Annotated in this window: 25 protein-coding genes; 23 read left to right on the top strand and 2 right to left on the bottom strand. The window is 26.8% G+C overall.

Annotated features, from left to right (window positions below):
• From LXD69_RS00615 to LXD69_RS00515, 21 genes are all read left to right on the top strand, one after another.
• Window positions 1–867 (top strand): dTDP-4-dehydrorhamnose reductase family protein, encoded by an 867-nt coding sequence (locus tag LXD69_RS00615; protein ID WP_246916645.1) that lies wholly within the window; start codon window positions 1–3, stop codon window positions 865–867.
• An 8-nt stretch (window positions 868–875) separates the two neighbouring features.
• Window positions 876–1,820 carry a glycosyltransferase family 2 protein gene (locus LXD69_RS00610; protein WP_246916643.1) on the top strand — a complete coding sequence of 315 codons (945 nt, stop codon included), beginning with the start codon at window positions 876–878 and terminating at the stop codon, window positions 1,818–1,820.
• A gap of 16 nt (window positions 1,821–1,836) precedes the next feature.
• Complete coding sequence (locus LXD69_RS00605) at window positions 1,837–2,778, top strand: glycosyltransferase family 2 protein (protein ID WP_246916640.1); 942 nt, start codon at window positions 1,837–1,839, stop codon at window positions 2,776–2,778.
• A 13-nt stretch (window positions 2,779–2,791) separates the two neighbouring features.
• Window positions 2,792–3,784, top strand: a complete 993-nt coding sequence (locus tag LXD69_RS00600; RefSeq protein ID WP_246916637.1) for a glycosyltransferase family 2 protein — start codon at window positions 2,792–2,794, stop codon at window positions 3,782–3,784.
• A gap of 1 nt (window position 3,785) precedes the next feature.
• Window positions 3,786–4,949 (top strand): glycosyltransferase family 4 protein, encoded by a 1,164-nt coding sequence (locus LXD69_RS00595; protein ID WP_246916636.1) that lies wholly within the window; start codon window positions 3,786–3,788, stop codon window positions 4,947–4,949.
• 2 nt (window positions 4,950–4,951) lie between these two features.
• A complete protein-coding gene (locus LXD69_RS00590; RefSeq protein WP_262916262.1) occupies window positions 4,952–6,094 on the top strand; it encodes a glycosyltransferase in 1,143 nt (380 codons plus the stop codon).
• Window positions 6,091–7,098, top strand: coding sequence for a glycosyltransferase (locus tag LXD69_RS00585; RefSeq protein ID WP_246916632.1), 1,008 nt, complete (start codon window positions 6,091–6,093; stop codon window positions 7,096–7,098). The genes LXD69_RS00590 and LXD69_RS00585 overlap by 4 nt, the downstream gene beginning before the upstream one ends.
• 8 nt (window positions 7,099–7,106) lie before the next feature.
• A complete protein-coding gene (locus LXD69_RS00580; protein WP_246916630.1) occupies window positions 7,107–7,739 on the top strand; it encodes a CatB-related O-acetyltransferase in 633 nt (210 codons plus the stop codon).
• Window positions 7,732–8,400 (top strand): acylneuraminate cytidylyltransferase family protein, encoded by a 669-nt coding sequence (locus tag LXD69_RS00575; RefSeq protein WP_246916628.1) that lies wholly within the window; start codon window positions 7,732–7,734, stop codon window positions 8,398–8,400. The genes LXD69_RS00580 and LXD69_RS00575 overlap by 8 nt, the downstream gene beginning before the upstream one ends.
• A gap of 6 nt (window positions 8,401–8,406) precedes the next feature.
• Window positions 8,407–9,459: an N-acetylneuraminate synthase gene (neuB, locus tag LXD69_RS00570; RefSeq protein WP_246916626.1), complete on the top strand. Its 1,053-nt coding sequence runs from the start codon at window positions 8,407–8,409 to the stop codon at window positions 9,457–9,459.
• A complete protein-coding gene (locus LXD69_RS00565) occupies window positions 9,452–10,174 on the top strand; it encodes a hypothetical protein (protein WP_246916624.1) in 723 nt (240 codons plus the stop codon). The genes neuB and LXD69_RS00565 overlap by 8 nt, the downstream gene beginning before the upstream one ends.
• 44 nt (window positions 10,175–10,218) lie before the next feature.
• Window positions 10,219–11,340 (top strand): UDP-N-acetylglucosamine 2-epimerase, encoded by a 1,122-nt coding sequence (gene neuC / locus LXD69_RS00560; RefSeq protein WP_246918907.1) that lies wholly within the window; start codon window positions 10,219–10,221, stop codon window positions 11,338–11,340.
• A complete protein-coding gene (locus LXD69_RS00555) occupies window positions 11,340–12,716 on the top strand; it encodes a glycosyltransferase family protein (protein ID WP_246916622.1) in 1,377 nt (458 codons plus the stop codon). Before neuC ends, LXD69_RS00555 begins: the two co-directional genes overlap by 1 nt.
• Window positions 12,716–13,867, top strand: a complete 1,152-nt coding sequence (locus tag LXD69_RS00550; RefSeq protein WP_246916621.1) for a glycosyltransferase family 4 protein — start codon at window positions 12,716–12,718, stop codon at window positions 13,865–13,867. The genes LXD69_RS00555 and LXD69_RS00550 overlap by 1 nt, the downstream gene beginning before the upstream one ends.
• The gene (locus LXD69_RS00545) at window positions 13,868–14,659 is read left to right on the top strand and encodes a hypothetical protein (protein WP_246916619.1); all 792 of its coding nucleotides are present in this window, start codon (window positions 13,868–13,870) and stop codon (window positions 14,657–14,659) included.
• Window positions 14,649–15,482 (top strand): class I SAM-dependent methyltransferase, encoded by an 834-nt coding sequence (locus tag LXD69_RS00540; RefSeq protein ID WP_246916617.1) that lies wholly within the window; start codon window positions 14,649–14,651, stop codon window positions 15,480–15,482. Before LXD69_RS00545 ends, LXD69_RS00540 begins: the two co-directional genes overlap by 11 nt.
• 11 nt (window positions 15,483–15,493) lie before the next feature.
• A complete protein-coding gene (locus tag LXD69_RS00535) occupies window positions 15,494–16,621 on the top strand; it encodes a glycosyltransferase family 4 protein (RefSeq protein WP_246916615.1) in 1,128 nt (375 codons plus the stop codon).
• Between the two features lie 50 nt (window positions 16,622–16,671).
• Window positions 16,672–17,763 (top strand): glycosyltransferase, encoded by a 1,092-nt coding sequence (locus tag LXD69_RS00530; protein WP_246916613.1) that lies wholly within the window; start codon window positions 16,672–16,674, stop codon window positions 17,761–17,763.
• Window positions 17,754–19,118: an O-antigen ligase family protein gene (locus LXD69_RS00525; protein WP_246916611.1), complete on the top strand. Its 1,365-nt coding sequence runs from the start codon at window positions 17,754–17,756 to the stop codon at window positions 19,116–19,118. The genes LXD69_RS00530 and LXD69_RS00525 overlap by 10 nt, the downstream gene beginning before the upstream one ends.
• Window positions 19,087–20,100, top strand: a complete 1,014-nt coding sequence (locus tag LXD69_RS00520; RefSeq protein ID WP_246916609.1) for a glycosyltransferase family 4 protein — start codon at window positions 19,087–19,089, stop codon at window positions 20,098–20,100. The genes LXD69_RS00525 and LXD69_RS00520 overlap by 32 nt, the downstream gene beginning before the upstream one ends.
• 69 nt (window positions 20,101–20,169) lie before the next feature.
• Entirely contained in the window at window positions 20,170–21,555 is a 1,386-nt protein-coding gene (locus tag LXD69_RS00515) for a sugar transferase (RefSeq protein ID WP_045972664.1), read from the top strand.
• 4 nt (window positions 21,556–21,559) lie between these two features.
• Here LXD69_RS00515 and LXD69_RS00510 read toward each other — a convergent pair whose 3' ends face one another.
• Both LXD69_RS00510 and LXD69_RS00505 read right to left on the bottom strand, forming a co-directional pair.
• Entirely contained in the window at window positions 21,560–22,672 is a 1,113-nt protein-coding gene (locus LXD69_RS00510; protein ID WP_246916607.1) for a lipoprotein N-acyltransferase Lnb domain-containing protein, read from the bottom strand.
• Between the two features lie 6 nt (window positions 22,673–22,678).
• Window positions 22,679–23,749: a putative type IX sorting system protein PorV2 gene (locus tag LXD69_RS00505; protein WP_246916605.1), complete on the bottom strand. Its 1,071-nt coding sequence runs from the start codon at window positions 23,747–23,749 to the stop codon at window positions 22,679–22,681.
• A gap of 202 nt (window positions 23,750–23,951) precedes the next feature.
• On the opposite strand from LXD69_RS00505, the gene LXD69_RS00500 reads away from it, so the two are divergent.
• Complete coding sequence (locus tag LXD69_RS00500) at window positions 23,952–24,689, top strand: CDP-alcohol phosphatidyltransferase family protein (protein ID WP_246916604.1); 738 nt, start codon at window positions 23,952–23,954, stop codon at window positions 24,687–24,689.
• A gap of 4 nt (window positions 24,690–24,693) precedes the next feature.
• On the top strand, window positions 24,694–25,560 hold the full coding sequence (locus LXD69_RS00495) for a glycoside hydrolase family 25 protein (RefSeq protein ID WP_317236305.1): 867 nt from the start codon (window positions 24,694–24,696) through the stop codon (window positions 25,558–25,560).
• Window positions 25,561–25,584 lie beyond the last annotated feature (24 nt).

Raw genomic sequence — 25,584 nt, 5'->3', positions numbered from 1 at the left:
ATGAAAAAAATTCTAGTTATTGGTTCTAAAGGCATGGCAGGACATGTTATTTTATATTATCTCAAGTCTAAAAAGAACTTTGAAGTTTTTAGTATGGCAAGAAGTATTGAAAAGAGTGATTTTAATTTCAGTTTAGATGTAAGTGATACTAATAAAGTTAAGACTATAATTCTTGAAAATCAATTTGATGTCATTGTTAATTGTATTGGAATTTTAAATAAAAATGCAGAAGAAAACCCTGAAACGGCAATATGGTATAATAGTTATTTTCCTCATTTCATCGAATCTATAACTAGAAATACTACTACTAAAATAATACATATTAGTACGGATTGTGTCTTTTCTGGAGAAAAAGGTAGTTATACAGAAAATGACTTTAAGGATGGAATTGGTTTTTATGCTCAATCAAAAGCATTAGGAGAAATAATTAATGATAAAGATGTTACTATAAGAACATCAATTATTGGTCCAGAATTAAAATTAAATGGTATTGGTCTGTTAAATTGGTTTTTAAATCAACCTGAAAATACAAATTTAAAAGGCTTTACAAATGCTTTTTGGACAGGTTTAACTACTTTAGAACTAGCAAAAGTTATAGTAGCTATAATAGAGCAAAATATAAAAGGATTAATACAAGTAACTCCTCAAAATAAAATTAGTAAATACAATCTTTTAAAATTATTCAATACTATCTACAGAAACGATAAACTAATCATTTTAAAAGAGGATAAATATAAAATTGATAAAAGTTTAAGTTCAATACGTACAGATTTTAATTATATTGTTCCGACGTATAAAAAAATGCTAATTGAACAAAAAAAATGGATGCTGAAAAATAATAACATTTATAAGCATTATTCATTATAAAAAAGTCTATGATATCAGTTGTAACAGCATATTACAATAGGAAAAAGCTATTTGTTAGAACATTAGATAGTATGAAGCCATACTACGATAAAATCGATTTTGAAGTTATTGTTGTAGATGATGGAAGTGAAGAACAAGAACGATTAGAAGATTTACAAATAGAGTTTCCTTTTTTAAGGATAATTCGTTTAGAAAAAGAAAGTAAATGGTATAAAAATCCTTGTATTCCGTTTAATATTGGTTTCTCTCAAATTAGGGGTGATAAAGTTATAATTCAAAATCCAGAATGTTATCATTTTGATAATATCTTAGAATATGTTGATGAAAAGTTACAAGAAAACGACTATTTAAGTTTTGGATGTTACTCTTTAGATAAATTAAATACAGATGAAGACAAACTGTTTTTAGACAAAAAACACATTCAAAATCTTATAAAAGAAAATAATAAAGCATTCATAACTGATGGGGATTTGGGTTGGTATAATCATTCTGTGTATAGACCTGAATCTTTTCATTTTTGTACAGCACTTACAGCAAAAGATTTATTTGATATAGGAGGGTTTGATGAACGATATGCAAAAGGAATTGGATATGATGATGATGATTTGATTTGGCGAATTAAGAAAAAAAACATGAATATTAAATTTATTGATGATAGGATTGTTTTACATCAAAATCACTATATAAAACCTCATAATATAGTTGAAGCAAATAAAAAAAGAAGAGAAAGTTATAAACTAAACCAAAGAATTTTTGAAGATATTACACAATGTAATCACCCTTGGAAGGCAAACTTTATAGAAAATAATTATTACAACACTAAAATAGAAAACAGAATAGCTGATAATTATTTTTTAGAATATAATAAGTTAACAAAAAAAGTAGTTGAATATAAATTTTCAAGAAAAATGGGGTTATATCTGTTAAAAGTTTTATCTAAGATTAAATTTTAAAATTATAAATAATAAGATGAATATTTCCGTCATTATGCCAGTTTATAATGCTGCCAATTATTTAGATAAAGCAGTAAAATCTGTATTATTACATAATGAGGTTAAGGAATTAATTATAGTTAATGATGGTAGTATAGATAACTCATCTCAAATTTTAAAAAGACTTCAAAAAGAAGATAATAGAATTAAAATTTATCATCACAAAAATAAGATAAATAAAGGACGCTCGGCAAGTCGTAATTTGGCTTTGCAAAACGTAACTCAACCTTTTATTGCTTTTCTAGACGCAGATGATTTTTATTTAGAAAATCGTTTTGAAGCAGATAAACAATTATTTGAAAGTGATGATTCAATTGATGGTGTTTATAATGCTATAGGCGCTTATTTTTATAGAGAATCATCTGAAAGGGAGACTTTAGAATTAGGTTTAACAACAATTAGAGAGCCTATAGAACCAGATGAGTTATTCGAATGTTTATTGAATGGTAAAAAAGGATATTTCTCAATAGACGGTTTAACTATAAAGAGAGAAGTTTTATTAAAAATAAATTTTTTTAAAGAACATTTAGTTGTAGCTGAGGATACTGATTGGTTGTTAAAAATGTCACTTGTGTCAAAATTAGTAGCAGGAAATATTAAAGAAGCAGTGGCTATGCGAGGTGTGCATGATACTAATGTTTTTAATAAAGAGGGGCAATATAAAGTACATCGTCAAAAAATGTTTGAGTCCGTTTTGATTTGGTGTTTTAAAAACAAAGTAAAGATTTCTAAAATTGATATATTACTTAATAGGATGTTTTATTATCGCTATAAAGAAAATTATAGCCTGAATAAAGAATTAAAGTATTGGCTTTTCCTATTAAAAAGCACTCCAAAATTAATGACTACCATTTTAGGAATTAAATACTGTCCGATAATTAGGAAAAGAAAACAACTTTTCCCATTTTTGTTCCGTTAAAAAACAAACAATTTTGCAGCAATTGGTGTCCATCATAATTCCTACATATAATAGTAGTATCTATTTAAAGCAAACTTTAGATAGTGTGCTTAGACAAACTTATACAAATTGGGAGTGTATTTTAGTAGATGATGGTTCTACCGATTTAACTGAAACCATTACAGAAAACTATCGAGAAAAAGACACTCGTTTTCACTTGTATAAACGACCAGAAAATTTACCAAAAGGACCCTCTTCGGCACGAAATTATGGCGTAACGAAAGCAAATGGCGAATACCTTATTTTTTTAGATGCGGATGATTTGTTAGCGAATACTTGTTTAGAAAACCGAGTTGAACAATTTAATAAAAATCAAGACTGTGATTTTTTGGTGTTCCAAATGGAACGGTTTGTAAACGAACCAGACTATTCAAATAAGGAAAAAAAAGTTGAAGAAAATAAAGAAGAAATTTTAAACTCTTTTATAAAGTTACACGGGCAATGGCCTATTTCTTCACCTATTTATAAAACTAATTTCTTCAGTGAAAAAATTAAATTTAATTCTAATTTGATAGTGTTTGAAGATTTAGAAGTAGCTATAAAGTCTATCCTTCTTGCCTCAAACTTTCTCGTTTTTAAATTGATAGATTGTTATTATCGCAATGACGAAAATTATGATAAAAAATATAATTCTTTAGAAGTAAAAATTAGAATGATTAATAGTTTTCAAGAATTTATTATAGCTATTTCTAAATTAGTAAATAGTAATGATGAAAAACAATTTAAAAATGCTGATATTAAGTTAAGTTTAATAAAGTCTTATAAAAAGATATTTTTATTTTATATTATTGAGAATAGTAAAATATTCAAAGGCGCAAATAAAAAAATACTACAATTATTAATTACTAATAATTTATTATCTAGTAGCGAAAGAATTAAATTCTCTTTAGTTAATACTACTTTATTACCTTTCGCAAATTTAAAAGGAAGTGGGATTTCAAGATTGATTAAATATTTATACAAATAACATGGAAGGTTTTAGTTTTGAAAATAAAACGGTAGTTTTAATGATAAAAGTAGCTATGTTAGGAGGAGCAGAACGTCAAGCATTAGGTTTAGCGGATTATTTGTCGCGAAAATTTAATTGTAATATCTATCTGGTGGCTACACATTCGAATAAGCCTACTAAAGAGTTTAAAGACTTTGCTGAATCTTGTGGAGTAGATAAAGTTTATTATTTTGGAGAACCTTCTTTGACTATTCGGAATGAATTTTCAATTTTCAATTTAAAAAAAGCCATACGAGCTATAAAATATATTTATAAAATAAAAAATGAAGTTAAGATATTTAAGCCTGATGTAATTATTCCTTTTTTAAATACTCCTTCTAAGATTGCTGCTCTAATTTATAAAAGTGTGAATGCTAAAGTAACTTTTTGGCATCAACTAGGTTTAGATAACTATACTTATGATTGGTTAGAAAAAAAAGCAATTAAGAATGTTCCATTTATTATTGCTAATGCAGAAAACGGGTTAAAGGTGTTTAAAGAGTATTATAATATTCCGAAAGAAAAGTTATTTGTACTTCCTCAATATGTTTCAATTTCAAAAATAAGTATAGATACTGAAAAATTAAGAATAAAATTTAAAATTCCTAAAGAATCGATTGTTATCGGAATGATAGCTCATTATAGAAATGAAAAATTACAAAAATTATTATTACAATCTTTTAGTGAGATTAATACAAATAAAAATATTCATTTAGTTTTTTTAGGAAATAAAGATAACAGTACAGAAACTTCGGATAATTATAATCTAATTGTATCACTTTCAAAATCTTTAAATTGTTTTGAAAAAGTAAGTTTTTTATCAGGCGAGTTAGTAGAAGAAGTATTGAATTGTTTAGATATAGGCGTTTTAGTTTCTGAAATTGAAGGAACTCCTAATGTTGTAATGGAATATATGTTATATGGTTTACCAATTATTGCTTCAAATCATGATGGATGTATTGGATTATTGGAAGAATCTGAGTTTTTAATACCTAATGAAAAAGTAACTTTAACAAATAAACTAACTCTATTGATTGAAGATGATGAACTGAGGAAAAAAGAGTCTGATAAAAATATAAGTAAAATAAAAAAATACAGCATAGATAATTATATTAGTCAATTAACATCCATAATTAATAAATAATAGTGAAAATTCTTCTTATTTCCATGCCATCTATACATACTATTCGTTGGATTGAAAATCTAGCAAATAGTAATCATGAATTATATTGGTTTGATATCTTGGGAAAAGGAAAATTAGATACAGATGTTAAAATGACTCAAATTATTAATTGGAATAAGAGAAAATTACCTTATTTCAAAGGAGAACATTTTTTAAGAAAAAAAACGCCAAGATTATATGAAAAAATAGAATCTTTTTTGAAAATTACTGCAAATGAAAAATTAGTACAATTATTAGAAGAGATAAAACCAGATTTGGTTCATAGTTTTGAAATGCATAGTTGTAGTTCTCCTATATTGAGGACTATGCAAGAAAATCCTAAAATAAAATGGCTCTATTCTTGCTGGGGAAGTGATATCTATAAGTACCAAGAAATTCCTTTTTATTTACCAAAAATCAAAAAAAATTTAGCAAGAATAAATTATTTACACACAGACTGCTTAAGAGACTACAAATTGGCGCAAAAATTAGGATTTAAAGGTGTTCATATGGAAATAATTCCTGGAGGAGGAGGTTTTAAATTAGAATTATTTCAAGATTATTTTAAATCTCTTGAAGAACGAAAAATAATCTTAGTAAAAGGATATCAACATCATGTAGGGAGAGGGTTACAAATTGTAAAAGCGCTAGAACAATTACCTATTTCATCTATTAAATATCAAGTTGTTGTTTTTGGAGCACATACTGAAGTTCAAAACTATATAGAAGACCAAAAATTACCTTTTAAGGTTTTTGGAAGGCATAGTTTAACACATAAAGAAATTTTAAATTTGATGGGAAATTCTATTATGTATATAGGGAATAGTATATCAGATGGAATGCCTAATACATTATTGGAAGCAATTGTAATGGGAGCTTTTCCAATACAATCTAACCCAGGAAATGTAACCGCTGAAATCATTTTAAATGGCACGAATGGATTGTTGATAAATAATCCTGACTCTATTTCAGAAATAAAAGAATTAATAGAAGCTTCAGTTAATAATCCAAATTTGTTAGCACATGCTTTTCAATATAACCAACATAATTTAAAAGCTAAATTAGAATATAAACATATTCAACAAAAAATAGTAGCTTTATACAATAAAATTGAATCGGAATTATGAGAGTAGGGATGAATCCTCAAAAGAAAGAAAAAAAAATTGAATTACAATTTCAACATCGATTAATAATATTAGTTTATTTACCGCAAAAAGAAGGATATTATAAAAATATTTTTGATGTTTTTAAATTGTGTTTAGAATCAGCGATAACAACAATAAATAGTTCATGCGCTATTACTGTTGTTAATAATGCTTCTTGTAAAGAAGTAGTCGATTTTATAAATGATAAATATCAGAATAATGAAATTAATGCAGTAATACATCATAATGAAAATATTGGTAAAATGGATGCAATCGTTGGTGCAGCAAGAGCTTCTAGAGAACCATTAATAACCATTTCAGATGTAGATATACTTTTTAAATTTGGTTGGCAACAAGAGGTTGAGAAAAATTTTAATTTTTTTAAAAATGTTGGTTCTGTTTCACCAATTGCAGTTAAAAGTACCTATAGATATGCTAATAGTTCAACTCTGGCAAAAATAATTACTAAAAAACTTAAGTTTGTTTTAGAAGCTATTCCTGAAAATGTTGAAGATTATAATTTATATTTAAAAAGTTTGAATTGGGATAAAGAGTGTAAAAAAGAAGAATTATGGCCTATAGTAGAAAGTAAGAATCACAAAGCTATTTTAGGTAGTGCACATCAAATATTAACAATTAACAGAGAAATATTTTTTGAAAATGTGCCCAAAAAGCCATCTCTTACTTTGATTGGGCAAAATTCGGTGTATAATTATTGTGATGGACCTATTGATTTTTCAGGAGGATTGAGATTATCTACTTTTAATAATTATGCATATCATATGGGAAACAATGTAGAAGAATGGATGACTAATGTTCAAAAAAGCAATGTTTTAAAGAGTAAAAATTTAGAAAAGTCAATTGTTAATTTAAGTTTAAATTTTAAGCCAAAAAGAAATAATTCTTTTGTATTTAAATATAAAGAGAAATTAGTGGTAAAACTATTTGATTTAATTTATACTAGATCAATAAAAAATAACATGTAAATTGTTGAATGAGAAAATTAATAAAAAAAATATTATATTATTTTTTAAATGTCGTAGATAAACAAGAAAAAGTTAAGCTTTCTGGTTTTTCAAGAGGTTTGCAAAATGTAACCTTTGAAGGTAAAAACGCAGTTCCTGATGGTTGTAACTTTTCTGGAAATATCAAAATTGGTTATGCTACAACATTAGGATATAATAATTTATTAAATGGAAAAATTACCATTGGAAAATATTGTCAATTAGGAGTTGATGTTGCTTTACATGCCACTAATCATCCAACTACATATATGGCAACTTATATTAATCAAAATTTGTTTAAAGGTGAGTTAAAGAAATTAAAATCGGAGCATAAAATTGAAATTGGAAATGATGTTTGGATAGGTCATGGTGTTATTGTAGTTGGAAATGTGAAAATAGGTAATGGTGCTATTCTTGCAGCTGGTAGTGTTATCAGTAATGACGTTCCTCCGTATACAATTGTTGGAGGTATACCTGCAAAAGAAATTAAAAAGCGATTCTCTAATACTATTATTACTGAAATTGAAGAGTTAAAATGGTGGGATCAATCAAATGAGGAACTAGAAAGATTAAAACCTTTATTTTTAAAAGATTTTACAAATAAAACTAGCATCTATGAATAAAACAATTGCAATATTACCTGCTAGAGGAGGATCTAAGAGATTACCAAAGAAAAATATTAAATTGCTAGGAGATATTCCTCTTGTTGCTCATAGTATTTTATATGCAAAAAAACATTCCTTTATAAAAGATGTTTATGTTTCTACAGATGATGATGAAATAAAAAAAATAGCTTTAGAATATGGTGCAAAAGTTATAGATAGGCCAAAGGAAATTTCGGGAGATAATGAACCAACTGTTTCAGCATTAAAACATGTTTTGGAAACTATAAGTGTAGAAATTGAAAATGTTGTTTTACTACAAGTAACAAATCCATTAAGACAAGCTGATTTGTTACAAAATGCTTATCAGGTTTTTAAAGACAATAATTGTGAAAGTTTATTTACCGTTTCTCAAGATTATCACAAATTAGGTAAAATTAAAAACAATAAATTTGAACCTTTTAATTATAAATTCGGTCAAAGAAGCCAAGATTTAGACCCTCTGTTTTACGAAAATGGACTATTGTATATAACCAAAGCTAATTTAATTCTTGAGGATATCATTATTAGTAAAAATGCCTTCCCTTTTCAAATAAATCATATTTTTGCAACTGTAGATATTGATACAAAAGAAGACTTTGAATATGCAGAATACCTGTATAGTAAGTATATAAAAATGTAATTGCGAATGAACCCTTATATAGAAATTTCAGGAAGAAAAATTGGACAAGATTTTCCACCTTTAGTTATTGCCGAAATTGGTATAAATCATGAAGGCTCTTTACAAGTAGCGAAACAAATGGTTGATGCTGCATATAAAGCAGGAGTTGAAGTAGTAAAACATCAAACGCATATTGTTGAAGACGAGATGAGCGGTGCTGCAAAAAAAGTAATTCCAGGAAATGCAGATGTTTCTATCTATGAAATAATGGAGCGTTGCGCTTTAAATGAACAAGAAGAGTTAGAACTAAAAAACTATGTTGAAAGTAAAGGCATGATTTTTATTTCTACTCCTTTTTCAAGAGCTGCTGCTGAAAGATTGAAGAAATTTGATATTCCAGCTTATAAAATTGGTTCGGGAGAATGTAACAATTATCCTTTATTAGAGCATATTGCTTCATTTGGTAAACCTGTTATTTTAAGTACAGGAATGAATACTATTGAAAGCATTCAAAAAGCAGTTGCTATTTTTGATAAGCATAAAGTTCCAGTAGTATTATTGCATACAACTAATTTATATCCAACTCCTATTCATTTGGTTCGTTTTGGTGCTATGGTAGAGATGCATAATGCTTTTCCAGATAAAGTTTTTGGTTTATCCGATCATACTTTAAATAATAATGCTTGTTTAGGTGCGGTTGCTCTTGGAGCTTCTATTTTAGAACGTCACTTTACAGATCATATGCAAAGAACAGGACCAGATATTATTTGCAGTATGGATGAGAAAGCTTGTAAGGAATTGATTGTTAGTTCGGCTGAAATTGCACTTATGCGAGGCGGAACTAAAAAACCTGCGAAAGAAGAACAAGTAACTATCGATTTTGCTTTCGCAACAGTTTGTTCTATAAAAAAAATTAAAAAAGATGAAATTTTCACCAAAGAAAATATTTGGGTAAAGAGACCAGGAACAGGTAAAATCTTAGCCGAACATTTTGAATCATTATTAGGGAAGAAGGCGACTAGAGATATCGAAAATGATGAACAATTAAATTGGGAAGATATAATTCAATTATATGATTAGGAAATTAATAAAAAAAATCAAAAAGTTATTTGTTAAGAATAATGAATCCCTTTTAATAAGTAAAGAAATTGAATGGGCGCATTATTATCATGACAGTATTAGAGGTATAGATTTTATTGAAAAATTAAATTTAAATGTTGGGAGATGGGCTGGGAATTATACTTTTTTTTACCTGCTAAATAGAATTTTAAAAGAGTATAAACCAAATAGTATAATTGAATTTGGTTTGGGGGAATCGAGCAAGTTTATTTCTAAATATATTGAGAATGAATTAAAAGAAACACAACATCTCATAATTGAACAAAGTCTAGAATGGAAAAAAATATTTCTTGAACGATTTAATCTGTCAGAAAATTCAAAGGTAGATATTTGTGAAGTTACTCAAAATAATATAAAAGGATTTAATGTAAATTCCTATTCAAATATTGAAAAATATTGTAATCAGAAATTCGATTTATATATTGTAGACGGGCCTTTTGGAAGTATTAAATATTCAAGATACGATATAGTGAAAATGGTGAAAAACTTTGATGTTAGAGATGAATTTATTATCATAATGGATGATTATGATAGAAAGGGAGAAAAAGAAACGACGGTTGATTTGTTAGAATTATTTAAAGAGAAGAAGATTCCTGTTCACATATCTGTCTATGAAGGTAAAAAGAGCGTTGCAATTATTTCAACAAATAAGTATAAATATACCTCATCAATGTAAAAATGTTAATTTCTCTAACTAACTTTTAATAAGGTTTGCCAATAATAAAAAAAATATTATTCCTTACAGGAACTCGAGCTGATTTTGGAAAAATAAAATCATTACTTCAAATTTTGGAAGAACATTCAAATTTTGAACCTTTTGTTTTTGTTACAGGAATGCACTTGCAAAAAGAATACGGTTATACTTTTTTAGAAGTAGAACGTTGTGGATTTACAAATATATACACATTTGAAAATCATACCCATGAAGCTACAATGGATTTGACATTAGCTAAAACTATTGAAGGCTTATCTACTTATGTAAAGGAATGTAACCCAGATATGATTGTTATTCATGGAGACAGAGTGGAAGCATTAGCAGGAGCAATTGTAGGAAGTTTAAATAATATTTTAGTGGCACATATCGAAGGAGGTGAAGTCTCAGGAACAATTGATGAGTTAATTCGACATTCTACAAGTAAAATGAGTCATGTACATTTTGTTTCAAATAATCAAGCAAAAAAACGACTTATTCAAATGGGAGAAATAAAAGATTCTATTTTTGTTATAGGATCTCCAGATGTTGATATTATGTTTTCAGCAAATTTGCCTAACTTGAATGATGTTAAAAAGTATTATGAAATTCCTTATAAAGAATATGGAGTAGTAATGTTTCATCCAGTTACAACTGAAGTAAAACAAATGGAAGAATATGCTACAAATTTTGTAGAATCTTTATTAGAAGATATTCATAACTATATCGTTGTTTTTCCTAATAATGATTTAGGAAGTAAAGCTATTTTAAAGGCATATGAAAAATTAAAGGAAAATTCAAGGTTTAGAATTTTTCCATCTTTACGTTTTGAGTATTTTTTAACATTATTAAAAAATGCACAATTCATTATAGGAAATAGTAGTGCAGGAATAAGGGAAGCTCCATATTATGGTTTACCAATTATTAATATTGGAACACGTCAACAAAATAGAGCCATTCACGCAGATATCATCCATACAAATTATTCTAAAGAAAGTATTTCAGATGCTTTAAAAAAAATAGACACTCATTCGGTTAATAAAACAAGAGGAGATTTTGGAAAAGGGAATAGTGCTCAACTATTTTTAAAGTCACTTATAAAAGAAAATATATGGATGTTAAATCATCAAAAACAGTTTAGAGATATATAATGCAAAAAAATAAAATATTGCTCTTATTCCCAGATGGAGTTGGGATACGTAATTACCTATATTCAGATGTGTTTAGAAATTCGGAAGACGATTTGGTTTTATTTCATAACTTTGATGAAGTTACTATTAAAAATATTTCTACAATAACAGATATAAATTCCGTTTATAAAATTCCTGTTTATAAAGAAACTATTAAAGAGAAGTTTCTTAGAGAGCTAATTTGTTTGTTGCGATTAAAAAATAATTCTAAAATAACTCAAAATAGCTCTATTTTATCCAATTGGAAAACAAATCATAAGACTATAAAAAACAAGGTTTTTTATAAAATGATAGAGTATTCTTCTACTTTTATAAATAGTTATAATCAAATTCTTTTTTTTGAAAAAAAATATCAGAAAACGATTAGAAAGACACAATATTATCGAGAAATAAATCAAATTCTTAATAAGATAAAACCCGATGTAATCTTTTGTTCACATCAAAGAGGTGTTCAATGTGCTACTATTTTTGCAGCAGCGACTGATTTAAATATTAAAACCAAAACCGTGATTTATTCTTGGGATAATTTACCAAAAGCTCGCTTGGCATTAAGAGCTGATAAGTATTTAGTTTGGTCAAATTATATGAAGAAGGAAATAGAAAACTATTATCCTGAAATTAATCAAAAAAGTGTAATTGTAACGGGAACACCACAATTTGAATGCTACCAAAATAAAGACAACATAATTCCTAAAGAAGCGTTTTATAAAAAATATGATTTAAATCCTTTAAAAAAGATAATTTGTTTTTCTGGAGATGATATAAAAACGTCTCCCGATGATCCAAAATATTTAGATGATTTAGCAGATGAATTAATTAAAAATGATTTAGATAAAGAGTATCAAATCTTATTTAGAAGATGTCCTGTAGATGTTACAGGACGATATGAATCAATTATAAACAAATATCCTGAATTGATAAAAGAAGCTCCTCCTCAATGGAATTTTGACAATAGTAAAAGCTGGACTACTATTTATCCTCTAAAAGAAGATGTGAAGTTATTAGTCTCAACAGCTTTTTATTGTGATATTGTTGTAAACGTTGGTTCTACAATGGCTTTTGATTTTGCAATGTTTCAAAAACCTTGTGTTTTTATTAATTATGATCAAATAAATAAAATAGATAAAAGTTGGTCTGTTAAAACAATTTATCAGTTTCAACATTTTAGAAGCATGCAAAATCCTAATGCTGTTTTTTGGTGGAACGAGAAAAAAGATTTTAAAAATATATTAAATCAAGAATTTGATAACAAGGCAATGAATGATTGGAAAGAAACTATACTGTCAGATTATAAAAATGTTTCATTAAAAATAAGAAGCACCTTAAATTTACAATAATGTTAAAACATATTTGCTTTATACCACCTTATGCTTATCCAAAAGAAGGATTTTCTCATGGAGGAATTGGTAGCTTTACCAAAAGTTATTTGCCAGACTTAGTAAATAGAGGATTTAAAGTAACTTTGATCGAGTTTAATAAAAAAGAATCAGTTAAAATAATTGAAGGAATTACCATTATTCATTTAAAAAGGAGTAAAATAAGAGGGATTTCATGGTTTCTCAATGCTCTAAAAATAAATAATAAACTTAAAGAAATTCACAACGAACATCCAATAGATATTGTAGAATCTGCGGAATTAGGACTAGCTTTTATTAAAAAAAGAACCAATATAAAGTATATAATTAGACTTCATGGCGGACATCATTTTTTTGCTGAATCAGAAAATAGGAAAATAAATATTTGGAAAGGATTTCAAGAAAAAAGATCCTTTAAAAAATCAAATGGGTTTATAGCAGTTTCAAATTATGTAAAAAAACACACGAATTTTTTTTTAAGTTATCATAATAAACCAATTGAAGTTATACCTTCAACCGTGAATTTTAAATTGTTTACGCCTAAAAGGGATGTGGTTATTAATGAAAATGTCATTTTATTTGCAGGGCGACTTTGTGAAAAGAAAGGAATAAAAAATTTAATTCTTGCTATGCCTCTAATCCTAGAAAAATATCCTAGTATGGAATTGCATATTTATGGTAAAGATTCTTTCAAGGAAAGTAGGTCTTATATGAGATTTTTACTAGAAGAAATTATACCGCAGATTGGATTGGCAAAAAAAAATGTAATTTTTAAAGGAGAAATACCTATTGAAGAATTAGTAAATAGATATGCTTCTTCAAAAATTTGTGTTTTCCCTTCTTACATGGAAACTCAGGGGCTTGTTGTTATTGAAGCAATGGCAATGAAAAAAGGAGTTATTTTTTCTAAATATGGACCAGGAGTAGAAGTTATAAATCAATATGTTAACGGACTGTTATGCGATCCTTATGATATCAAATCAATCGCAAATGAAGTTCTTTGGATGTTGGATAATCCAGAATCTTTAAAAAATATTGAAGAAAAAGCACTAGAAACAATAACTAAGAACTATAATTTAGATAATATTGCAAATAGAAATATTAATTTTTACCTCAATCTTTTATCTCAATAAATGAATTTCAAATCAATATTTAAAAAACGAAATTATAACTATTTCTTTCAGTTAATCAAACCTTACAATGATTCTGTTAGAAATATACCAACAGATATTTCTGAAATTAATGATATTGATAAACTTTCAGATTATTTTGATGTTACGCATTATAAAAAAATAGTTGTTGTAGCTAGTGGACCATCATCAAATAAAATAAAGCTGGAAGATGATGCGTTGTATATATGTACAAATAGCTCGCTTCAATTAGTTAAAAAACAAAGTTTTATATATATCATACACGATCCGTATTATTTAACAATTTATTTAAAGTCATTTCCAGGATATCAATTTTGGAAAGGAACTGTTTTTTGGATAGTTAATAACAATTCTAAAATAAATAATACTTCATTTCAAAAGGTATTTAGGTATTTATTAAAGAAATCCAGAATAAAAAAAGAAATCTTGATTACTGATTTTGAGTACAATGAAAACTCTAAAACTTTGGACAAGTCTTTGAAAACGTATTTAAAATCTAAATTTGATTTCCAATATAAAAGTATTAATTCAGGATTTAATTGCGTTTTAATAGGATGTGTTTTAAGTCATTTTAATAATATACCTATTGAAGTTTTTGGATTAGATATGGGTGAAGGTGGAGATGTATATTTTAATAAAAAGGCAAATATAGGAAAGAGCATTAAAGGAGAAAATAATAAAATAATTGTAAAAGATTTTTTACTTAAAGCATATCAATCAGATATAAATATAATTAATTATTCAAATTTTATGAATTATGAAAATGGGAAATGAATTTACAACTTGTAAAGTGTGCAATAGCAAAATAGACGCTGTAAATATAAAGTTTGATCTTGTAAAATGTAGGTCTTGCGAATTCGTGTTTTCTAAAACAATTTTTACGGAAGATGAGTTTATTGCAACGTATGACCGACTTTATAATTCTAAAGAAGATTTAAAATACAATAAACATACAATTGAAGAATATAATAAATTAAAAGATAATTTAATTGAGATAGGCTATAATCGAAAAAGGATTATCAATAGAATTATTTCTAATACACCTCAAAATATATTAGAAATAGGATCTGGTATTGGTTTAATAGGAATGTTTTTAAAGAAATTTAGTTCTGTGACTTATACAGGTTTAGAATTAGATAAAAAAACACATGAGCGAGCTTTGTCTTTAGGAGTAAATTCTGTCAATGGAGATTTTTCAAAAATGAAAACGCTTGAACAAAAATTCGATGTAATTATGATGTGGGAAGTTTTAGAACATTTGCAAGATTTAAACCTATTTTTTCAATTGACTAAAGAACGACTAAAACCAGAAGGTCTTTTCGTTTTTTCTGTTCCTAATTTTGATAAAATAAAAAATTATTCAAATCCGGGAGATGCTATACATCAAAGTGGACCTCCTATACATTTGAATTTTTTTACTAAGAATTCCGTAAAAAATGTATTGAATAATTTTGGTTTTGAAATAGTTAATTTAAGAGAGAAAAAAATGCCATATTTTAACTATAAAGATTTAAATTTCTATAAAATGTTTTTCAAATCTTTATTAGGCAAATATAATGGACCTACACTTTATGTGGTGGCTAAACTAAAAAACTAATAAAGATAATTTTGGCATTCAAATTTTTAATTGTTACTCACGTTCAACATATCTCAAAAGACAATGATTTTTTTGGGTATTCTCCTTATGTAAATGAGATGAATATTTGGAATAAATACTGTGATGAAGTTATTTTAGTAGCTCCTTTAATTAAAGAAGATTTAAACCCTATATATACTAAGTATGCTGCTAAAAAGATAACTTTTATAAAAATTCCCAGTTTTAATCTGACAAATTTAAAATCGGTAGTGTTATCTTTTTTTGTAATACCAATAATAATTTGGAAATTAATAAAGAGTATGAAAATGGCAGATCATATTCATCTTCGTTGTCCAGGGAATATTGGTTTATTAGGTTCAATTGTTCAGATTTTTTTTCCAAATAAAAAGAAAACTGCAAAATATGCAGGTAATTGGGATCCAAAGAGTAAACAACCTTTGAGTTATCGTTTGCAGAAATGGATACTAAGTAATACTTTCCTAACAAGAAATATGCAAGTATTAGTGTATGGAGAATGGGAAAATCAAACAAAAAACATCAAATCTTTCTTTACAGCTACTTATCGTGAGGAAGAAGTACAAAATGAAAAATGTGAAATAAGGAGCTTAGAAGATAAAGTTATACAGTTTCTGTATGTAGGTACTTTATCTAAAGGGAAACAACCTTTGTATGCAATCCAAATAGTTGAAGAACTAAGTAATCTAGGCAAGAATGTTAAATTAAACTTATACGGAGAAGGTGTATTAAGAAATGAGATTGAAACTTATATTTTAAAAAAAGGATTAAATTCTATTATTATATTAAAAGGAAATCAAGCAAAAGAAACCGTTTTAGATGCTTATCAAAATAGTCATTTTTTAGTTTTACCGTCTAAAAGCGAAGGTTGGCCAAAAGTAGTTGCAGAATCTATGTTTTGGGGTTGTGTACCTATCTCAACTCCTGTTTCTTGCGTTTCTTATATGTTAGATAAAGGAAATAGAGGTATTATTTTAAATCAAGATTTAGATAACGATGTCAATCAAATAAAGAATCTTATTGGAAATCCTTTATCATATTTTCAAATATCTAAAAATGGAATGCAATGGTCACGTCAATTTACAATGGATAAATTTGAGATTGAGATTAAAAAATTACTATAAAAAAATACCTATTTTTACAAATTAGAGTTAAAAAATATAAATTCAATTCCTTGCTGAATAAAGAAAATATACGAGTTGTTCAATTAATCGATAGTTTGGATATTGGAGGAGCTGAACGTATGGCTGTTACTATAGCTAATGTGTTAACGGATAAAATTTCTTTTTCGGGATTAGTGTGTACAAGAAAAGAAGGAGATTTGAAAGGAACTATAAACTCATCCGTTAATTATACCTTTTTAAATAAACGAAAGAGTATTGATATAAAAGCACTTTTTAAATTTAGAAATTATATTATTGTCAATAATGTAAACTGCATTCATGCACATGGAAGTTCTTATTTTTTTGCAGTTTTAACTAAATTCATATTACCAAGTGTTAAAATTATTTGGCATGATCATCTTGGAAATAGAGTGTCTCAAAAAGAATCAAATTGGTTTCTTCGATTTTTTTCATTATTTTTTAGTGGTGTCTTAGTAGTTAATGAAGAACTTGAAAAATGGGCTATTCAAAATTTAAAAACTTCAAATATTTCTTTTTTATCTAATTTTTACAATACAAAACAAAATGAAGTAAATCAAACTTTTTTGGAAGGTGAAAAAGACAAGAGAATTGTTTGCTTAGCTAATTTAAAAACACCTAAAAATCATTTATACATATTGAAAAGTTTTTTAGCTAGCGATTTATCTAATAAAGGATGGACTTTACATTTTATCGGAAAAGATTTTAGGGATGAATATTCAGAAATATTAAAACTTTATATAGAAAATAATAAGATTGAAGATTCTGTTTATTTATATGGAAGTTGTTTAGATGTAGGTCACATTTTATCTCAAGCAAAATACGGAGTATTAGCTTCTACCTATGAAGGGTTTCCTGTTACATTATTAGAATATGGTTTTGCAAATTTAACTGTTTTAAGTACCTCTGTAGGATTCTGTTCTAAAGTTATTATACCTAATGTAAATGGTTATTTATTTAATCCAAATGAAGATAATGCCTTAATGAGTCTTTTTAAAGCTTTACCAAATTCTGAGTCTAAAAATAAAGAAATGGCTACTAATTTGAATACATTTGTACATCAAAATTATACAGCAGTCAAAGTAGTAGAGCAATTGTTAAATTATTACCAAAAATGGCTTTAGAAAAAAAATCAACAAATCTTTATCTTAAATATGTATTATTCCACTTAGTATTAGGTGGCTTAGTATATGTAATGCCATTCTTATCTAAAATTTATGCAATAGCAATTATATTTTTTGGTTTTCGCTATGTTATTTTAAGAAAAAATGCAAATGAAGAAGCTCTTTTTGTTGCAGCATACATAGTAGGCGCTGAAGTTTTTTTACGGATGACTCATGGAAATTTTTTTGAACAATATGCTAAATATGGAGTCATTAGCGTTCTTTTTATTGGGATTTATTTTAAAAGCTTTTCAAAAAGTGGATTAATCTATTGGATGTATGGGTTATTATTAGTACCAGGAATTCTTATTTCTTTTTTTACACTAAATTTTGATACTGATATTCGAAAAGCTATTACATTTAATATTATTGGACCTATCACATTAATGGTTTCAGCAATATATTGTTACCAGAGAAAAATTACATTTAATCAGGTTAAAACAGTTATAGATGTATTGGCTTATCCATTAATAGCAATGTTGTCATATATGTTTCTTTATACACCAAGTATAAGAGATGTGGTTACAAGTACTGAATCTAATTTTCAAACCTCTGGTGGTTTTGGACCAAATCAAGTTTCAACGATATTAGGATTAGGGATTTTCTTGTTTTTTGTTAAACTCGTTTTTAGTAAAAAAAATAAAACCGATTTTATAATAAACATGATTTTGTTAATTACTATAACCTTTAGAGGAATAGTAACCTTTTCAAGAGGAGGAATAATTACTGGTTTTATTATGGTTATCTTATTTTTTGGGATAATTTTTATGTCATTAAAAACAAATGCGAAATTTAAATTACTAACATCATTTTTACTTTCCTCTTTTTTCTTAATAGGCATTTGGTTTTATAGTTCAATTCAAACAGGAGGACTTATTGATAAAAGATATGCAAATCAAGATGCAAGAGGAAGAGTTAAAGAAAGTAAATTAACAGGAAGAGAAAAATTAATTGAATCCGAGTTTACAATGTTTTTAGATAATCCTATTTTTGGTGTAGGTGTTGGTAAAAATAAAGAATATAGGGAAGAAACTACAGGAATAGAAGCTGCATCTCATAATGAAATTTCTAGAATGCTTGCAGAACATGGCTCATTAGGACTATTTGCTTTACTTATCTTATTAATTACACCAGTGGTGTTGTATTTAAATAATAGACAAAATATTTTTCTTTTTTCTTTTCTATTCTTTTGGCTACTAACAATAAACCACGCAGCTATGCGATTGGCAGCTCCTGCTTTTGTATATGCTTTATCACTTTTAAAAGTCCAAATTATAAATAAGGATGAAGAAGAACTTACTCTACATAGGGAATAAGCTTTCTAAACATGGTTTGAATAAAACTACTATCGAAACATTAGGAAAATCTCTTGAAAAAGAAGGTTTTTCCATCTTTTATGCATCAGAAAAGAAAATTTTTTTCTTGCGAATTCTAGATATGATCTTCACACTTTTTAAAGTATATAGAAAAATAGATTATATTGTAATAGATACTTATAGCACAAAAGCATTTTGGTATTGTTTAATAATGAGTCAGCTAGCCAGATTTTTTAAAATTAAATACATACCTATTCTCCACGGTGGTAATTTACCAGTAAGATTAAAGAAGAACCCAGTTTTATGTAAGTTAATTTTCAAGAATGCATTTAAGAATGTTGCACCATCTAATTATTTAAAAAACGAATTTGAGAAAGCAGGATTCGATAATATTATACATATTCCAAATACAATTGATATAGATTCTTATACATTTAAAAAAAGAGAGTTTTTTACACCAAATTTGTTATGGGTTAGAGCTTTCGCATCTATTTATAATCCTAAAATGGCGGTTGAAGTTTTATATGAGCTTAAAAAAATATATCCTGAAGCAACCTTAACAATGGTCGGACCTGATAAAGACGGAAGTTTGTTAGAAACTAAAACAAGAGCAAATGAGCTAGGTATTATAGTAAATTTTACAGGAAAACTAGATAAGGAAACATGGTGGCAGTTAGCAGCAGAACATGATATATTTATAAGTACAACACATTTTGATAATACTCCTGTTAGTGTAATAGAAGCCATGGCGTTAGGACTGCCTGTCGTTTCAACAAATGTAGGAGGAATTCCATACTTATTAACGGATAATAAAAATGCCTTTTTAGTTAACGATAATGATGTGAATGAAATGACAAATGTGATTGAAAATGTAATTAAGAATACAAATAAAACCATTGAAATAACTTTAGAGGGTAGAAAATTGGCTGAAAGTTTAGATTGGGAAATAGTAAAGAATTATTGGATATCTTTATTAGAATAGAAAATACCTTTTTTTGTTCAATTCCTGAATTTTTATTTCTTAATTTGCACAAGAATAATTCCCCAAATTATGACTAATAAAAAGAAGATGCATTTTGAGATATCAGAAAGGAAAATTCTTTTGCGTGTTTTTGATATCTTTTTTGTACTATTTACACTTTACTTTATAGGCAAATTTTTTTACTTTGATTACTTTCAAATAAATTCAAGCAATTATTACTGGACAATTGTCTTAGCTTGTTATATTAATGTAATAGGAACAATATTTGAAATGTATAATTTACAAGTTGCAAGTAATAAATTTCAAATTTTAAAAAGTATAATACTAACAACAGCAGTTACTACATTACTCTATTTGTTAACACCTTTTTATACTCCTATATTACCCTCAAATAGATTGCAAATTTTATTGTTTTTCTTTGCTATTTTAGTATCATTATTAATTTGGAGAAATGCTTATATTGTTTTTTTAGCAACTAATAGATTTATAAAAAGAGTCATTTTTGTAGGAAGTAGTAAAAAAATAGAAAAATTAATAGAGGAACTAACGAAAGTAAATCCACATTATAAAATAGTAGGTCATGTCTCTATTGATGATAAAAAGACTAAAGGAAATATAAAGCAAATTGACCTTGAATCATTAGCAGATGAGGTTTCAAAAAATCATGTTTCTGAAATAATTGTTACTAGTGATTTATCTAAATCAGTTTATTCAGAGTTATATACTCATTTATTACAATTACTTGAAAAAGGAGTAGTAATAAGAGAATATTCAGAACTATATGAATATAGTACAAACCGACTTCCTATACAGTTTGATGATAATAAAGAGTTATATAAATTTTTCCCATTTAGTAGAAATAATCAAAACGCATTATATATATATTATAATCGGTTTTTAGATATTTTATTTTCATTTATTGGGTTACTATGTTTAGTGTTATTAATTCCTTTTTTATCTCTTTTAAATTTAATTTGGAACAAAGGACCTTTATTTTATACACAAGAAAGAGTAGGTAAAAACAATATTCCTTTTAAAATATATAAACTAAGAACCATGATTGTTAATGCAGAAAGCAAAGGAGCTGTTTTTGCTACAACAAATGATGTAAGAATTACCCCTTTTGGAAAATTTTTAAGAAGATTACGTATTGATGAGGTTCCACAGTTTATAAACGTATTAAAAGGAGAAATGGCAATTATAGGACCTAGACCAGAGCGACCAGTTTTTGTTGATGAAATAGCAGCAAATATTCCGTTGTATCAAATAAGACACGTTATAAAACCAGGATTAACAGGTTGGGCACAAGTAAATTATCCTTATGGTGAAAACCTTGAAGACAGTTTAATGAAACTTAGATATGATTTATATTATATAAAACATAGAAGTTTATTTTTAGATATTAATATTGTAATAAAAACATTAAGTACTGTCCTTTTTGCAAGAGGTCAATAATATGTTACCTTTTTTTATTCGATAAAAGAAGTCTACCTACTAAATATAAATGACTAATTATAAAAGGAAGAAGTAAGTACAAGTGAACCTTGTTAAGCATATAAAGAACATAAATAATATGTAAACCAAAGATTACTTTCCCTATTAGAATTATTTTCGCCTTATTCTCTTTGAATAAATAATAACTTAAAATTAAATATAAAGGATTAAATAATAACGCATTATAATTCCATGTAACTTCCTCATGAAAAGAATAAAATCCTACCGAGCAAAGGAATAAACCTATTAAACCAATACTCGTAAAATAAATTAAATTCAACGATTTTTTATTGACTAAAACAATAAGAAGTAGAACAACAATTACAGTATATATACTATTTAAAATTGAAGGTGTAAAAGAAGACGGTTTTGCTTCAAAAAGTGTTTCAGTATTTGTAATAAGTAATTGATTGTTGTGTTTTGTTTCTTTTAGTACTTCCAATAATTCAAAAGGAAGAAATAATCGATCCGCTTTCTTATCTACCTTAGCTCCAAAAATAATATTAATGCCTAATTGTTCAAAAAAATGATCCTTTGAATAAGGAAATAATATTTCTCTATAACTAATTTCTACAGGTTTTTTAGTAGTAATCACAGAATCTTTTAAAACATAATTAATTTTATCCACTACCATATTCGTACAATTCTTATCTATAAATTTATACATATAGAATCGTTCTTCACTTTTTAATGAATTATTTAAATTGTCAAATAGAAACTGTTTTTTCTCTTGAGAAAGACTTAATGTTTGTTGATAAATAGACCTATTTTCATATCTATATGAATATTCAAAATCAGGATAGTAACTTGTAGAAACAAAATATTGTAAGTCGCCTTTTACAAACTTTAAAATGAAATTGGGAGTGTTAAAATCGAAAGTACCATAATTATAAACGACATCAATATTATTTATTTCATCTTTAATCCTAATACCAGTATGACCATAAAGAGAATAAGATTCATTTCCAGTTCCGCAAGTTAGAATACTTACTTTTGCTTCATTAGACAATTGAATAGTCTGACAAAAGCTAATAGTAGAAATAAATAATAAACAAAAGAAGTGTATTTTTTTAATCATAGTTTTCTATCTAAAAACATCAAAATCTACTTTCAACGAGAAAATATTAGAATATAAAGCCGCACTTTGATCGCCTAAATCTGTTAAAGCATAATCTACTTGTATTCCTTTATATTTAAAACCTAAACCAATATTCGGTTGAAAACTCAATTTATTTGAATCGTCAATTTGTGTGATTTTTTGAAAATTACCAACACCAGCACGAAGAAATACTAAATCTACATAACCAAATTCAAAACCTAATGCAGGATCAATACTTACAATATCACTTGAAATAATATCATTTGTTCTGGCAAACTGCATATTTAAATTAGCAGCAGCCGTTAAACTATAGTCATATCTAAAAATATATTTTTTAGCAATTCCTAATTGCGCTTTTGGTAATGTCACTTCACTAGTCTCAGGTAATTCTTGATTCTCACCAGGAACAGCATCTTTAATTTTTTGATATTCTTCCTCGTTAATTATCCAAGTATTATATGTTGTAGTAATATCTCTAAGCATTAAACCAAAAAGCCACTCATTATCACTTTCATATTGAATACCAATATCAAAACCAAAACCCCATGAACTTGCAAAATCTCCAATTATTCTATGAATTACTTTAGCGTTAACACCATAATTAATACCATCCAAAGGAAGTTTCCTAGCATAAGAAACCGTTAAAGCATAATCGGCTGTTGAAAAAAGTGAAATTCTATTGTAGTCAATATTTCCTTGATTATCAATAAGCTGTGTGGTATTTAGAATGTCATCTACACCAAAACGGATTAATGAAACGCCTAAAGCACTTCTATCATCAATAGGCATTGCAAAACCAGCATAATCATATTGCGCTATATTTGCAAAATAATTAGCATGCATTAACGAAAATTGCTTGTCTTCAAGTTTTAATAAACCAGCTGGATTCCAATAGCCAGAATTAACATCACTTGTTTGTGCTGTTACTGCATTACTCATTCCAAGAGCAGCAGCATCAACACCAATACTCAAAAACTCATTAGAATACTTTCTAATCGTTTGACTATTCGATAATAATGTGAATAAGCATGAAATTATTAATAGGGACTTTTTCAAATCTAATATAAATTTTTACAAAGATGAAATAAAATTCTTAATTACTAAACTCTAAATGTATTAACTTATTGTATTACATTTGTTCTTAATTTAGATAAAACCTAATATATCGTTCTTTTTTACCTATAATAATTGTATTTCTGAAGTACTTTTGCATATATAACTATTATAAAAAAGAACATTTTTTAAAAGTAAATATTGTATGAATATTAAAAGATTTATTCCTAACGCTTTAACATTGTTGAATTTATTAAGTGGCTTATTAGCCTTAATTAGTGTTTTTAACGGTTTTTATGACCATGCATTTTTGTTTGTATGTTTAGGTATATTTTTTGATTTTTGGGATGGATTCTTAGCAAGAAAATTGAATGTACCAAGTGAACTAGGATTACAATTAGATTCATTAGCAGATATGGTAACAAGCGGTGTTGTACCTGGTTTAATGGTTTTTAAACTATTTGAAAACATACAATTAAATAATCCAAATTTTATGCTAACAGAAGAAACCTTTTATATGGGATTTGTACCCTATTTAGGATTCTTAATCACCTTAGCATCATGCTATAGATTAGCTAATTTTAATATTGACACAAGACAAACAGATTCATTTATAGGATTGCCAACACCAGCTAATGCTTTGTTGATTATGAGCATTCCTATGATAGAATACGTAGATGCTTATCCATGGTTAACAGGAATGTTAGATAATCCTTACATTCTTCTAGCAGTTACAATAGTGAGTACTTATTTGTTAAATGCCGAAATTCCACTTTTCTCTTTAAAATTTAAAAAATTTAATTGGGAAAACGCAAAACTTCAAATCGTATTCTTATTATATTCAATACTATTATTATCAATACTAAACTTTGTAGCTATTCCTATTATCATATTTAGCTACATCATTGTTTCAGTTTTCTTAAATAAGCTTTCTAAAAAGTAAATTTGTGACAATTAGAAAAGGATCAAAACCTGTTAACAGGAAAAAATCAAAACCAAAGAAAAAAGCATTTTCTATAGGTAAACTATTTCTAATTCTGTTCTCTATAGCCGTTTTTACCTCTTTAAGTGTTACAGCTTATCATTTTAGAGATGGATTTCTATACTATCTAGGATTCAAAACGAATAAAAATGTAAGCGAACTTTCAAAAGAAGATCGTAAAATTGCCGATATAAGAATTTATGAAGTATTAAGTTCGCACAATGATTTTATTTTCGGGTTTGATGTTTCTGAATATCAGGGAAATATCCAATGGGATAAATTAGGAAAAGTAGAAGATACATTTAAACTTTCTTTTGCCTTTATTAGAGCTACAGCAGGAAAAGATAAAGTCGATTTTAAGTTTAAAAAAAATTGGCAAGAATCTAAAAAAAATGAAATAATAAGAGGTGCTTATCACTATTACCGACCTAATGAAAACTCCATACAACAAGCTAATAACTTTATTAACACGGTTAAGTTAGAAAAAGGAGATTTTCCACCCGTTTTAGATATAGAAAAATTACCTAAAACACAATCTATAGATAGTTTAAAAGTAGGTTTAAAAAGATGGTTAATCAAAGTAGAAAACCATTATAAAATGAAACCTATAATATATTCAGGTGAAAGCTATTATAATGATTTTTTAAAAGACGAATTTTCAGAATATACCTTTTGGATTGCTAATTACAATCTTTGGAGAAAAGAACTAGATAAAGAATGGTTGCTATGGCAATTTACTGAAAAAGGAAAGGTTTCAGGTATAAACGGACTTGTAGATCTAAATGTGTTTAATGGTGATTTTGTTACATTTATTAGTGCATTAAATCATTAAATCAAAAAATAGCTTTATATTTGT

This window comes from Flavobacterium sediminilitoris (assembly GCF_023008245.1).
Classification (GTDB): domain Bacteria; phylum Bacteroidota; class Bacteroidia; order Flavobacteriales; family Flavobacteriaceae; genus Flavobacterium; species Flavobacterium sediminilitoris.
Note: the sequence above shows the minus strand (reverse complement) of the source record. Positions and strands in the feature narration are given on the sequence as shown.

Bases quoted from the DNA above. Each gene is read 5' to 3' on its own strand.
- LXD69_RS00545 (WP_246916619.1), top strand. From the start codon at position 13,868: ATGAATTTCAAATCAATATTTAAAAAACGAAATTATAACTATTTCTTT.
- neuB (WP_246916626.1), top strand. From the start codon at position 8,407: ATGAACCCTTATATAGAAATTTCAGGAAGAAAAATTGGACAAGATTTT.
- LXD69_RS00520 (WP_246916609.1), top strand. From the start codon at position 19,087: ATGAAGAAGAACTTACTCTACATAGGGAATAAGCTTTCTAAACATGGT.
- LXD69_RS00595 (WP_246916636.1), top strand. From the start codon at position 3,786: ATGGAAGGTTTTAGTTTTGAAAATAAAACGGTAGTTTTAATGATAAAA.
- LXD69_RS00500 (WP_246916604.1), top strand. From the start codon at position 23,952: ATGAATATTAAAAGATTTATTCCTAACGCTTTAACATTGTTGAATTTA.
- LXD69_RS00615 (WP_246916645.1), top strand. From the start codon at position 1: ATGAAAAAAATTCTAGTTATTGGTTCTAAAGGCATGGCAGGACATGTT.
- LXD69_RS00605 (WP_246916640.1), top strand. From the start codon at position 1,837: ATGAATATTTCCGTCATTATGCCAGTTTATAATGCTGCCAATTATTTA.
- LXD69_RS00510 (WP_246916607.1), bottom strand. From the start codon at position 22,672: ATGATTAAAAAAATACACTTCTTTTGTTTATTATTTATTTCTACTATT.
- LXD69_RS00515 (WP_045972664.1), top strand. From the start codon at position 20,170: ATGACTAATAAAAAGAAGATGCATTTTGAGATATCAGAAAGGAAAATT.
- LXD69_RS00610 (WP_246916643.1), top strand. From the start codon at position 876: ATGATATCAGTTGTAACAGCATATTACAATAGGAAAAAGCTATTTGTT.
- LXD69_RS00540 (WP_246916617.1), top strand. From the start codon at position 14,649: ATGGGAAATGAATTTACAACTTGTAAAGTGTGCAATAGCAAAATAGAC.
- LXD69_RS00580 (WP_246916630.1), top strand. From the start codon at position 7,107: ATGAGAAAATTAATAAAAAAAATATTATATTATTTTTTAAATGTCGTA.
- LXD69_RS00565 (WP_246916624.1), top strand. From the start codon at position 9,452: ATGATTAGGAAATTAATAAAAAAAATCAAAAAGTTATTTGTTAAGAAT.
- LXD69_RS00550 (WP_246916621.1), top strand. From the start codon at position 12,716: ATGTTAAAACATATTTGCTTTATACCACCTTATGCTTATCCAAAAGAA.
- LXD69_RS00585 (WP_246916632.1), top strand. From the start codon at position 6,091: ATGAGAGTAGGGATGAATCCTCAAAAGAAAGAAAAAAAAATTGAATTA.
- LXD69_RS00525 (WP_246916611.1), top strand. From the start codon at position 17,754: ATGGCTTTAGAAAAAAAATCAACAAATCTTTATCTTAAATATGTATTA.
- LXD69_RS00575 (WP_246916628.1), top strand. From the start codon at position 7,732: ATGAATAAAACAATTGCAATATTACCTGCTAGAGGAGGATCTAAGAGA.
- LXD69_RS00555 (WP_246916622.1), top strand. From the start codon at position 11,340: ATGCAAAAAAATAAAATATTGCTCTTATTCCCAGATGGAGTTGGGATA.